Raw genomic sequence first — 12,166 nt, 5'->3', positions numbered from 1 at the left:
CGTCCACCGCCACCGCCCACGGGGCCGAACATCGACGAGGACCATGAGCAAACTCGACAACATCTGCGTCTACTGCGGATCGGGCAGCGGCCTCAATCCGAAATTCGGCGAGGCTGCGGAACGGCTCGGGCGACGCATGGCGGAAGCCGGAATCGGCCTCGTCTATGGCGGCGGCAGCCTTGGCCTGATGGGGACGGTCGCACGATCCGTTCTCCTCCATGGCGGCACCGTCACGGGGATCATTCCGAGGTTCCTTACCGAGCGCGAGCGGATGCTCGAGGCCGTCCAGGAGCTGATCGTCACCGAGGACATGCACGAGCGCAAGCGGCTCATGTTCGAAAGGTCGGATGCGTTCGTCGCGCTGCCCGGCGGTCTGGGCACGCTCGAGGAAACGGTCGAGATGCTGACCTGGGCCCAGCTCGGACGTCACACCAAGCCGATCGCGCTCGCCAATGTCGATGGCTATTGGGGCCCGCTGAATGCGCTGCTCGCCCACATGCGGGCCGAGACGTTCATCCGGCCCGGACTCGAGGTCGATTATCTCGTCGTCGACGAGATCGACGAGATCATTCCCCGGCTGCGCCGTCGGCTGGCGGAGGTCCCGGCCGAGACGCGCGCCGACGCGGAGGTCACCGGACGGATGTGAGGGCGGGGCCGGCCACGGCCCGGCCCGGCGCCGCGCCGGCCTTGAGGAGCTTCCAGGTGATCGAATCCACCAGCGCCTGAAACGAGGCGTCGACGATGTTTGGCGACACGCCGACGGTCGACCAGCGATTGCCGGATGCATCGCGGCTCTCGATCAGCACGCGCGTCGTGGCGCCGGTCCCGCCATTGAGGATGCGCACCTTGTAGTCGGCGAGTTCCAGATCCTCGATGAAGCTCTGGAAGCGGCCGAGATCCTTGCGGATCGCCCGGTCGAGGGCGTTGACGGGGCCGTTACCCTCGCCCACCGACATCAGCGTCTCGCCGTCGACGGTGATCTTGACCGTCGCCTCCGAGACCGTGACCAGTTCGCCGATGGCGTTATAGCGGCGTTCGACCAGGACACGGAAGCTTTCGACGCGAAAGAACTCAGGCACGCTGCCAAGCGCCCGGCGGGCGAGCAGTTCGAACGACGCGTCCGCCGCTTCGTAGGCCCAGCCTTCCGCCTCGCGGCGCTTGACCTCGTCAAGCAGCGTGCCGATACGCGGGTCGTCGCGATCTGCGGGGATGCCGAGCCGCTCCAGTTCAGCCAACACGTTGGAGCGCCCCGCCTGATCGGAGACCAGCACCCGGCGGCGATTGCCGACGGTTTCCGGTGCGACGTGTTCGTAGGTCGCCGGATCCTTGAGGATCGCTGAGGCATGCAGACCGGCCTTGGTGGCAAAGGCGGCCTCGCCGACATAGGGCGCCTGGCGGGCCGGGGCGCGGTTCAGCATCTCGTTGAAGGCACGGGAGATCTGGGTAAGGTGGGCGAGCTGATCGTCGGAAACGCCCGTCTCGAAGCGATCGGCGTAGCCCGCCTTCAGTTTCAGGGTCGGAATCAGCGTCACCAGATTGGCGTTGCCGCAGCGTTCGCCGATGCCGTTCAGGGTGCCCTGGATCTGGCGCGCACCGGCACGGACGGCGGCGAGCGAATTGGCCACCGCATTGCCGGTGTCGTCATGGGCGTGAATGCCGAGCCGGTCTCCGGGAACGTGACGCGCGACCTCGGCAACGATCGCCTCGACCTCCTCAGGCAACGTGCCGCCGTTTGTGTCGCACAGCACGACCCACCGCGCACCGGCCTCGCAGGCGGCGACCGCGCAGGCGAGCGCATAGTCGCGATTGTGCTTCCAGCCGTCGAAGAAGTGCTCGCAATCGAGCATCGGCTCGCGTCCGCAGGCGCGAACCGCCCCGATCGACTCCCGGATCGCCTGGAGATTGTCGTTGAGCGTCGTGCCAAGCGCCACGGTGACATGGAAGTCCCAGGTCTTGGCCACGAGGCAGACCGCGTCGGCCTCGGCCTGCAGCACTGCCAACAGGCCCGGATCATTGGACAGCGAACGGCCGGCACGCTTGGTCATGCCGAAGGCGGTAAAGACCGCGCGCCGGGTACGCTTCTGCGCAAAGAACTCGGTATCGGTGGGATTGGCGCCGGGCCAGCCGCCCTCGATGTAGTCGATGCCGGCGCGCTCGATCAGCGAGGTGATCAGGATCTTGTCCTCGACCGAGAAATCGATGCCGGGTGTCTGGGCGCCGTCGCGCAGGGTGGTGTCGAAGAGATAGAGGCGCTCTGTCATCGGGGCTCGTTCCTGGTCGGCCACTTGGCCCGTTCGTGGTGGGGCCGCGGATTGCTCGTGCGGACAAGTGCGGCGATCGCATCCTGATCGCCGCCGTGCCCGGCTGCGGCCTCGCTGGTCGGTTCACACCAGTCGCGTTGTTCGGGGCGCCGCGACATACGCATCGCGGTCGGCATCCTGACCCGAGGCCGCACATGGGCGGGCTGGTCGATCGAACCGATCGAGACGTTGACGCGCCCGGAATCCGGATTGCGGAAGGTCAGCGGCCGGCCGCCGGGCCGACAGCGGCCAGCTCCGACGACAGCGGACGCACCGATGGTCAATCTCCCACCGTGGGCAATCATGACGTCATCGTCCGCACCTGCCGCGAGCGCCGGGACCGGAGCGCCGACCGCCTTGCGGGAGGGCAGTGGCGCGAAGGTCCGGCGTGAGGGGGCGTCAGACCTGCAATCACCGCATGACCTCCCAGTTCGTCACCAGTTCGCCGGTCGCCGGGTCCCTGGTGTCCTTGAGCGCGATGCCCATGGCGGCAAGCTCGTCTCGGATGCGATCAGCCTCGGCCCAGTTCTTCGCGGCGCGGGCGGCCGCGCGGGCGGCGATGCGATCGCTGATCTTGCTCTCATCGATCCGCAGATCGGCTGGGCGCCAATCGGACCAGGCGGCTGACGGCTGCGCGAGCAATCCGAGCAGGCCTGCACTCGCCTTGAGGCTTGCCGCTGCCTGCCGGCTGCCACGGGCGGCGGCGGCGCGTAGTTCGTGCAACGCGGCAATGGCCCTCGGGGTGTTCAGATCGTCCTCGAGCGCGGCGAGCGTATCGGCACAGTACATCCCCGGCTCGACATCCGAGGTCAGGTCGTACCAGTGATCGAGCACGCGGAGGGCTTCGCGTAGGCCATCCCGTGTCCAGTTGATCGGCTGGCGGTAGTGTGTCTGCAGCATGGCAAGACGCAACACCTCGCCGGGCCATTCGTCCAGAAGCTGGCGGATGGTGAGGAAGTTGCCGACAGACTTCGACATCTTCTCGCCCTCGACCTGCAGGAACCCGTTGTGCATCCAGATGTTCGCCATCCGCTCGATGCCGAAGGCGCAACAGGACTGGGCGATCTCGTTCTCGTGGTGAGGGAAGACCAGGTCGATGCCGCCGCCGTGGATGTCGAAGGTCTCGCCGAGATAGGCCGCCGACATCGCCGAGCATTCGATGTGCCAGCCGGGGCGGCCGCGGCCCCAGGGGCTGTCCCAGCCGGGCTCCGCCGCGCTGGAGGGCTTCCACAGCACGAAATCCATCGGGTCCTTCTTGTAGGGAGCGACCTCGACGCGCGCGCCGGCGATCATGTCGTCGAGCGAGCGGCGCGACAGGCGGCCGTAGAGCGCAACACCCTCCGCGCTTTTCCACGACTTGACGTCGAACAGGACATGGCCCTCCGCCACATAGGCATGGCCGGCGGATATCAACCGCTCGATGAGCCCGATCATGTCGGTCAGCCCGTCGTCGCGGCGGACGAATTCGGTGGCTCGCGGCTCGACTGTCGGCCGCAGACAGCCGAGCGCATCGACGTCGGCGTGGAATTGCGCCTCGGTCTTCTCGGTGACCCTGCGGATCGCCTCGTTCAGCGGCAGGTCGGGATATTCGGCCGCCGCCCGCGCATTGATCTTGTCGTCTACGTCGGTGATGTTGCGGACATAGGTGACGTGATCGGCGCCATAGAGATGACGCAGCAGGCGGAACAGCACGTCGAAGACGATCACCGGACGCGCATTGCCGATATGGGCAAAGTCGTAGACCGTCGGTCCGCAGACATACATCCGCACGTTCGACGGATCGATCGGTGCGAAATCCTCCTTCGTCCGCGTCAGCGTGTTGTAGAGGCGCAAGATCACGTCGTCCCTCACCTGCCTGCCGGCCGGGGCGTCCGAGTGTCCCTGTTTTCAGCGAAAGACGGAACGGCCGCGGCCAGCGTTGCTGCTAGCCACAAATAATCGCGCGGATGCAAATGGCGCGTGAAGCCGTCATGTGGCGGCTTATGCTCCCCTCATCGCCGCGCGTCAAGCGCGTTTGCGCGCGAAGGCCGCAGCCGATACCGCGTCCGGGAGGTCGGCGACGGCCCGGCGCAGGATCGCAGCCATCGTTTCGTCGCCGTGTCGTCGGCCCGCGCGGCAGATCGCCGTACCGCCAGCTCTACGGATGCCTCTAGGGCAAGGTGGAACCGCGCAACCGCCTCGTTCACCTCGCCACCAGTGCGAGATCGCCACGAGCGATGAGGACAGCCGCCGCCCTACCCGGTTGCTGCGATCGTCCCAGAATGCCGCCCGGCACGGCGCCTCCACCGCTACTGCACGAGCAGACCGTCGCTCGTCACGAGCGTTATCCCCTCGATCTCGGCCCGGCCGGCAAGGATTGCCAGATACTGGTACACCGCGCGATGGAAAACCGCATCGGCCAGGTAATCGGCAATTTCGCAGCGGACCGCCTCGAAGGGCAGCCTGCAACCGGCGATCCGCCGGTCGAGCCTGACGACATGAACGCCGTAGCGCGTGCGGATCGGCTTGTCGCAGATCGTTCCCGGCGTCATCGTCATGAGCGCGGCTTCGAACTCGGGTGTGGTCTGGCCGCTCGCGATCGGCCCCAGTTGCCCGCCGACGCCTGCCGACGGGCAGGCCGAGAGCGCGGCGGCGAATTCGGCAAATCGGCCCGGTTCGCCCCTCAGCACGGCGATCACTCCGCTGGCGGCCGCCTCGGCGGCGGAGACTGCCTGCGCATTGTCGCGCGCGGCAGAGAACAGGATATGTGCGGCCTCGTGAAGATCCGGCGTGCGGAACCGATGCGGCCGCGCATCGTAGAACCGGCGGCATTCCGCCTCGGTTGGGGTGGGAACCCTTAGCTGCGTTTCGATCAGTCGCCGCACGAGCGCCTCCTCCGGCGTCTCGCGGCGGCCGTCGGCGTCCGTCTCCACCTCGCATTCGGCCTGAAGTCCGAGCCGCCGCGCTTCGTCGAGGAGAAGCCGCCGCACCACCAGCGCACGGACGGCCGCCTCGCGCGCCGCCCCCGGCGATGTCGCCGGGTGATGCTGGATCTCGCGGGCGATCTCGTCGCGCGAAATCTCGGTGCCGTTCACCCTGACCGCCGGCGGCGAGGGTGCGGCCCTGCGATCGCTGACATCGAACAGGCGCATGGCGTCACTCCACGACGGTGCGGGCCGTCACGCGGCTCCTCATGCGCGCCGATGCGCGGTTGGTGCGGACGATCTGGTAGCCCTGCCGGCCGAGATACCAGACCGGAGCGCTCCAGATGTGGACGAGGCGCGTGAAGGGAAAGACGAGGAAGATCGTCAAGCCCAGGAACAGATGTGCCCGGAACACCGGCGAAACGTCGGCGACATGGTCGGCCGCAGAAGGCTGGAGCGTCAGGATCCCTTGCGCCCAGGCCATGAACTTCACCATCTCGTTGCCATCGAGATGCTGCATCGAGACGGGGATGGTGGCCAGACCGAGGATGAGCTGGGCATAGAGCAGCAGCAGGATGGCGATGTCGCCGACGCTCGACGTGCGACGAATGCGTGGGTCGAACAGCCGACGATGAATGAGCATAGTCAGGCCGACAAGGCAGACGATACCCGCCAGCCCGCCGATCCCGATTGCCATCACCTGCTTGGTGCCATGACCGATGCCGATGAAGTCGAAGACCGCGATCGGCACGAGCAGACCAAAGAAGTGGCCAGCGAATATGATCAGGATGCCCACATGGAAAAGGTTGGAGCCCCACATCAGCTGCCGCCGGCGCAGCAGCTGGCTGGAGCCGGAGCGCCACGAGTACTGCTCGCGGTCGAAGCGGATCAGGCTTCCGACCAGGAACACGGTCAGGCAGAGATAGGGGTACCAGCCGAACACGGCCATGGTGAGGTAGTCTGCCATCATGCCCTCCCCTCATCTCCGTCCGGGTGCACGACGCTGCGCCTGGCGGCCCTCAGCCTCGTCATCAGCCGCGTGCGCCCACAGGCATCCACCGCCGGATCGCCGGGGCCGAAGGTCACCGCAGTCTCCTCCCATTCGGCATCGAGGTCGGCGAGTTCTTCGACCTCGTCGACCGCCAAGACGACGTCCGGTGCGGCGGAGACCGGTTCGCCGGCCGCCGCGGCTCGCCCCCGCCCGAGCGCCACCAGCGCGCGAAACACCGCCGCATAGGGCGACCGGCGGCGTCCCAGCCGATCTTCCAGTTCGCGCAGCACATGCTCCGGCTCAGCGACGAACGCGCGCGCATCAGCCTCCGGAATCACGGACAGGAACTCCAGAAACAGCGGCAGGAAGTCCGGCAGCTCGTTGGCCACGACATGGCAGCCGTACCGCTCGTAGAGCCCGGCCAGATCGACCATCGCCTGGCCGCGGTCGCGGCTGTCGCCATGCACATGCTCGAACAGATGCAGCGACAGCGCGCGCGACCGGTCGAAGAGCAGCGTGTAACGCTCCTGCAGGTCATACAGGTCGCCGCTGCCGATCTCCTCGATCAGGGGGGCGAGCGCTGCCTGGTCGAGGTCTGTCAGCAGCGCCTCGGCGGCGATCACCTGACGGAGCTCGGCTGCCGCCGCCTGAAGTTCGGCGGTCGGATAGGCAAGCAGCGCCGAGAGCGCCTTGAATGTCTTGGCCATCAGACGGTCTCCATCGGATTGCGGGCCTTCGAGACCTTGCGGCCGCCGAACAGGTTGGTCTGGCTGATGCCGCCCGAGCAGTCATTGCCGAAGGAGAAGCCGCAGCTTCCCCTGAGATCGTAGGCATCTTCGCCGGTTTCGCGATGGGTTGTCGGGATGACGAAGCGGTCCTCGTAGTTGGCGATCGCCATCAGCTGGTACATCTCCTCGATGTCCAGCCCGCTCAGGCCGACGCGCGCGGCAATAGACTCGTCGATGATGCCGTCGACGGTCTTCGCCCGCATATAGGCGCGCATCGCCAGCATTCGTTCCAACCCCCTCGCGATTGGTTCCTCGTCGCCGGCGGTGAGCAGGTTTGCGAGATACTTCAGGGGGATGCGCAACGACCGCACATCCGGCATGGCGCCGTCCATACCCATCCTGCCGGCTTCCGCCGCCGACTGGATCGGGGAGAGCGGCGGCACGTACCAGACCATCGGCATGGTCCGGAATTCAGGATGCAGCGGGAAGGCGACCTTCCAGTCCATCGCCATCTTCCAGATCGGCGATCGCCGCGCCGCCTCGATCCACGCCTCCGGAACACCGTCGGCGCGCGCCTGGGCGATCACGGCAGGATCGCTGGGATCAAGGAACAGCTTGAGCTGCTCCTCGTAGAGCTTCCTTTCATCGGCGACCGAGGCCGCCTTCTCGATGCCGTCGGCGTCGTAGAGGACGACGCCGAGATAGCGGATCCGGCCGACGCAAGTTTCCGAGCACACCGTCGGCTGTCCGGCTTCGATGCGCGGGAAGCAGAAAATACACTTCTCGGACTTGCCCGAAGACCAGTTGTAGTAGATCTTCTTGTAGGGACAGCCTGACACGCACATCCGCCAGCCGCGGCACTTGTCCTGGTCGATCAGGACGATGCCGTCGTCCTCGCGCTTGTAGATCGCACCGGACGGACAGGCCGCAACGCAGCTAGGATTGAGGCAGTGCTCGCACAGCCTCGGAAGATACATCATGAAGGTGTTCTCGAACTGCCCGTAGATGTCCTTCTGGACACCCTCGAAGTTGACGTCCTTCGACCGCTTCGAGAACTCGCCGCCGAGGATCTCCTCCCAGTTCGGCCCCCACTCGATCTTCTCCATGCGCTCGCCGGTGATCTGCGAACGCGGCCTGGCGGTCGGAAACGCCTCCAGTTCGGGCGCCGACTGCAGATGCTCGTAGTCGAAGGTGAACGGTTCGTAGTAGTCGTCGATCTCGGGCAGGTCCGGATTGGCGAAGATCTTCGCCAGGATCCGCCATTTCGCGCCCATCCTCGGCTGGATCCGGCCTCCTGGTGTCCTTACCCAGCCGCCGTTCCACTTGTTCTGGTTCTCCCATTCCCTGGGATAACCGATGCCGGGCTTGGTCTCGACGTTGTTGAACCACGCGTATTCCATGCCTTCGCGGTTCGTCCAGACGTTCTTGCAGGTGACCGAGCAGGTGTGACACCCGATGCACTTGTCGAGATTCAAGACCATCGCGATCTGAGCGCGGATCTTCATTCTGCAGCCTCCCTGGGGACCGAGCCGTACGGCTGTTCGAGCCAGTCGACCGTGTTCATCTTGCGGACGATCACGAACTCGTCGCGGTTCGAGCCGACGGTTCCGTAGTAGTTGAAGCCGTAGGCCTGCTGGGCGTAGCCACCGATCATGTGGGTTGGCTTCAGCGTCGCCCGTGTCACCGAGTTGTGGATGCCGCCACGGTTGCGGGTGATCTCCGAGCCCGGTGTGTTCACGATCTTCTCCTGAGCGTGGTACATCAGGATCATGCCCTGCCTGACCCGCTGCGAGACGACCGCGCGTGCGGTGAGCGCGCCGTTCGAGTTGTAGACCTCGACCCAGTCGTTGTCGGCGATGCCCGCCGACGTCGCATCGGTTTCGCTGATCCACACCACCGGCCCACCCCTGTTGAGCGTCAGCATCAGCAGATTGTCGGAGTAAGTGGAGTGGATGCCCCACTTCTGGTGCGGCGTGATGAAGTTCAGCACAACCTCGCGGTTGCCGTTCGGATGCCGACCTTCGATGCGCGCCACGGTCTTCAGGTCGACGGGTGGCTTCCAGGTGCACAGCCCCTCGCCGAAGGCGAGCATCCACTTGTGGTCCTGGTAGAGCTGCTGGCGGCCGGTGAGAGTTCGCCAGGGAATGAGCTCGTGGACGTTGGTATAGCCGGCATTGTAGCAGACCTTCTCGGATTCCAATCCCGACCAGGTCGGCGACGAGATGATCTTGCGCGGCTGCGCCTGCACGTCGCGGAAGCGGATCTTCTCATCCAGCTTGGGGATCGCCAGATGCGTGTGGTCGCGGCCGGTGGCCCTTGACAGCGCCTGCCATGCCTTCACCGCAACCTCGCCGTTGGTCTCGGGCGCCAGCATCAGGATGACCTCGCACGCATCGATGTCGGTCTCGATGCGGGCACGCCCCCTGGTCGCACCCTCCTCGCGAACGACGCCGTTCAGGGCCCTGAGGTTCTCGACTTCGTGGTTGGTATTCCAGGCGATGCCCTTGCCGCCATTGCCGATCGTCTCCATCAGCGGCCCAAGCGCGGTGAAGCGCCTGTAGAGGTTGGGGTAGTCGCGCTCGACGACCGCGATCTGCGCCATCGTCCTGCCGGGGATCGGCTCGACCTCGCCCCTCTTCCAGTCCCTGACATCGTAGGGCTGGGCGATCTCCGAGGGCGTATCGTGCAGGATCGGCGTCAGCACCACGTCGGTCTCGACGCCGAGCACCTCCGGGGCAATCTCGGAGAACTTGCGTGCCAGCCCCTTGTAGATGTCCCAGTCGCTGCGCGTCTCCCACACCGGATCGACCGCCGCCGACAGCGGATGGATGAAGGGATGCATGTCGGAGGTGTTGAGATCGTTCTTCTCGTACCAGGTGGCCGTCGGCAGAACGATGTCGGAGTAAGCGCAGGTCGTCGACATGCGGAAGTCGAGCGTGACCAGCAGGTCGAGCTTCCCCTCGGGGGCCTTGTCGTGCCACTTCACCTCTGTCGAGCGCTGACGGCCTTCTTCCCCTAGATCCTTGCCGAGCACGCCATGCGTGGTGCCAAGCAGATGCTTCAGGAAGTATTCGTGGCCCTTGCCCGACGAGCCGAGCAGATTGGAGCGCCAGACGAACAGGTTGCGCGGCCAGTTGGCGGGATCGTCCGGGTCCTCGCAGGAGAGCTCGAGCTCGCCCGATTTCAGCGCCTTCGGAACGTAGTCCTTGGGCTCCAGGCCGGCCGCCTTCGCTTTCGCTGCAATTGTCAGCGGGTTCTGCTTGAGCTGCGGCGTCGAGGGTAGCCAGCCCATCCGTTCGGCGCGGATGTTGTAGTCGATCAGCGTGCCGGACCAGTCCCCCTCCGGCGCGGTCGGTGACAGGATCTCATCGACGGTCAGCACCTCGTAGCGCCACTGGTCGGTGAGGGCATACCAGAAGCTGGTCGAGTTCTGCTGGCGCGGCGGCCGGCACCAGTCGAGCGCGAAGGCAAGCGGCAGCCAGCCGGTCTGTGGCCTGAGCTTCTCCTGACCGACATAATGCGACCAGCCGCCTCCCGACTGGCCGATGCAGCCGCACATCACCAGGAGATTGATGATCCCCCGGTAGTTCATGTCCATGTGGTACCAGTGATTGAGGCCCGCCCCGAGGATGACCATCGAGCGGCCGTTCGTTTTCTCGGCATTGGTGGCGAATTCGCGGGCGACCGTGATGATCTTGTCGCGGCTGACACCGGTGATCCGCTCTGCCCAGGCCGGCGTGAACGGCACGTCCTCGTCGTAGGATTTCGCGACGTTGCTGCCGCCGAAGCCGCGGTCGAGCCCGTAGTTGGCGCAGAACAGGTCGAACACGGTGACGACCAGCGCCGCGCCGTCGACAAGCTTGACCTCCTTCGCCGGCAGGCAGCGCTCAAGGATCTCGCCGTGGTCGGTCGAGACGAAATTGCTGGTCGCACGTCCGCCAAAATAGGGGAAGCCGACGGAAACGATCTCATCGTGGTCGCCGGCGAGGGAAAGTCTCAGTTTCACATCGCGGCCGGCGCCATCCTTCGGTTCAAGGTTCCATCTGCCGGTCTCGCCCCAGCGATAGCCGATCGAGCCGCGCGGGGCGACGATGGCGCCGGTCGCCTCGTCGATCGCCACCGTCTTCCAGTCCGGGTTGTTCGTCTCGCCGAGCGCGCCCTCGAACTCGCCGGCACGCAAAAGGCGCCCCGGAACGTAGCCCTCCCCCTTCCTCTCGAGCCTGACCAGCATCGGGAAATCGGAGTACCGGCGGACATAATCCTCGAAATAGCTCACCTGCCGGTCGAGATGGTATTCACGCAGGATGACGTGCCCGAGCGCCAGCGCCAACGCCGCATCGGTTCCCTGCTTGGGGTTGAGCCAGAGATCGGCGAACTTGGTCGCCTCGGCATAATCGGGCGAGATGACCACCGACTTCGTTCCCCTGTAGCGGACCTCGGTGTAGAAGTGCGCGTCGGGGGTACGGGTCTGCGGGACGTTGGAGCCCCAAATCATCAGGAAGCCCGCATTGTACCAGTCGGCGGATTCCGGCACGTCGGTCTGCTCGCCCCAGGTCTGGGGGCTTGCAGGCGGCAGGTCGCAGTACCAGTCGTAGAACGAGCCGCAGGCGCCGCCGAGCAACGACAGGTAGCGGGAGCCTGCCGCATAGGAGACCATCGACATCGCCGGGATCGGCGAGAAGCCGTAGATGCGGTCGGGGCCCCAGGTCTTCACCGTGTAGGCGTTCGCCGCGGCGATGATCTCGTTGACCTCGTCCCACGTCGCCCTGACGAAGCCGCCATGGCCACGGACGCGGACATAGTCTGCGCGCTTCTTCGGGTCCTCGACGATGGAGGCCCAGGCGGCAACCGGCGTGCGCGTGGCGCGCGCCTGCCGCCACAGCTTCAGGAGCCGCGAGCGTACCAGCGGATATTTCAGCCGGGCGCCCGAATAGATGTACCAGCTATAGCTGGCGCCCCGCGAACAGCCGCGCGGCTCGTGGTTCGGCAGGTCCGGCCGGGTGCGCGGATAGTCGGTCTGCTGCGTCTCCCAGGTGACGATCCCGCCCTTGACGTAGATCTTCCAGGAGCAGGAACCCGTGCAGTTCACGCCATGGGTGGAGCGGACGACCTTGTCGTGCTGCCAGCGCTTGCGGTAGCCGTCCTCCCAGCGCCGGTCCTCCCGGGTGGTGATTCCGTGCCCGTCGGAAAATGTTCCGACGTTCTTTTCGAGGAAGAACAAGCGGTTGAGGAAGTGGGACATGT

At 65.8% G+C, this 12,166-nt stretch carries 8 protein-coding genes; 1 reads left to right on the top strand and 7 read right to left on the bottom strand.

Annotated features, from left to right (window positions below; all coding sequences use genetic code 11):
* The first annotated feature begins 43 nt into the window (after positions 1 to 43).
* Complete coding sequence (locus EDC22_RS16025; protein ID WP_132807690.1) at positions 44 to 646, top strand: LOG family protein; 603 nt, start codon at positions 44 to 46, stop codon at positions 644 to 646.
* On the opposite strand, the gene cimA is transcribed toward EDC22_RS16025, so the two are convergent.
* The 7 genes from cimA to EDC22_RS15990 form a co-directional block, all read right to left on the bottom strand.
* Complete coding sequence (gene cimA, locus EDC22_RS16020; protein ID WP_132807689.1) at positions 630 to 2,261, bottom strand: citramalate synthase; 1,632 nt, start codon at positions 2,259 to 2,261, stop codon at positions 630 to 632. The two genes, EDC22_RS16025 and cimA, sit on opposite strands and share 17 nt — an antisense overlap.
* A 450-nt stretch (positions 2,262 to 2,711) precedes the next feature.
* Positions 2,712 to 4,139, bottom strand: coding sequence for a cysteine--tRNA ligase (gene cysS, locus EDC22_RS16015; RefSeq protein ID WP_132807688.1), 1,428 nt, complete (start codon positions 4,137 to 4,139; stop codon positions 2,712 to 2,714).
* A gap of 449 nt (positions 4,140 to 4,588) precedes the next feature.
* Complete coding sequence (locus EDC22_RS16010) at positions 4,589 to 5,431, bottom strand: peptidylprolyl isomerase (RefSeq protein WP_132807687.1); 843 nt, start codon at positions 5,429 to 5,431, stop codon at positions 4,589 to 4,591.
* A gap of 4 nt (positions 5,432 to 5,435) precedes the next feature.
* The gene (gene narI, locus EDC22_RS16005) at positions 5,436 to 6,170 is read right to left on the bottom strand and encodes a respiratory nitrate reductase subunit gamma (RefSeq protein ID WP_132807686.1); all 735 of its coding nucleotides are present in this window, start codon (positions 6,168 to 6,170) and stop codon (positions 5,436 to 5,438) included.
* Positions 6,170 to 6,901 (bottom strand): nitrate reductase molybdenum cofactor assembly chaperone, encoded by a 732-nt coding sequence (gene narJ / locus EDC22_RS16000; protein WP_132807685.1) that lies wholly within the window; start codon positions 6,899 to 6,901, stop codon positions 6,170 to 6,172. Before narJ ends, narI begins: the two co-directional genes overlap by 1 nt.
* Positions 6,901 to 8,427, bottom strand: coding sequence for a nitrate reductase subunit beta (narH, locus tag EDC22_RS15995; protein WP_132807684.1), 1,527 nt, complete (start codon positions 8,425 to 8,427; stop codon positions 6,901 to 6,903). The genes narJ and narH overlap by 1 nt, the downstream gene beginning before the upstream one ends.
* Positions 8,424 to 12,164: a nitrate reductase subunit alpha gene (locus EDC22_RS15990; protein WP_132807683.1), complete on the bottom strand. Its 3,741-nt coding sequence runs from the start codon at positions 12,162 to 12,164 to the stop codon at positions 8,424 to 8,426. The genes narH and EDC22_RS15990 overlap by 4 nt, the downstream gene beginning before the upstream one ends.
* Between the last annotated feature and the right edge of the window lie 2 nt (positions 12,165 to 12,166).

The organism is Tepidamorphus gemmatus (genome assembly GCF_004346195.1).
Taxonomy (GTDB): Bacteria; Pseudomonadota; Alphaproteobacteria; order Rhizobiales; family Tepidamorphaceae; genus Tepidamorphus; species Tepidamorphus gemmatus.
This window is presented reverse-complemented; position numbering and strand designations above follow the sequence as displayed.

What these genes read in the sequence shown, in the direction of transcription:
- narJ (WP_132807685.1), bottom strand. Translation starts at nt 6,901, where the DNA reads ATGGCCAAGACATTCAAGGCGCTCTCGGCGCTGCTTGCCTATCCGACC.
- narI (WP_132807686.1), bottom strand. Translation starts at nt 6,170, where the DNA reads ATGGCAGACTACCTCACCATGGCCGTGTTCGGCTGGTACCCCTATCTC.
- EDC22_RS16025 (WP_132807690.1), top strand. Translation starts at nt 44, where the DNA reads ATGAGCAAACTCGACAACATCTGCGTCTACTGCGGATCGGGCAGCGGC.
- EDC22_RS15990 (WP_132807683.1), bottom strand. Translation starts at nt 12,164, where the DNA reads ATGTCCCACTTCCTCAACCGCTTGTTCTTCCTCGAAAAGAACGTCGGA.
- EDC22_RS16010 (WP_132807687.1), bottom strand. Translation starts at nt 5,431, where the DNA reads ATGCGCCTGTTCGATGTCAGCGATCGCAGGGCCGCACCCTCGCCGCCG.
- narH (WP_132807684.1), bottom strand. Translation starts at nt 8,427, where the DNA reads ATGAAGATCCGCGCTCAGATCGCGATGGTCTTGAATCTCGACAAGTGC.
- cimA (WP_132807689.1), bottom strand. Translation starts at nt 2,261, where the DNA reads ATGACAGAGCGCCTCTATCTCTTCGACACCACCCTGCGCGACGGCGCC.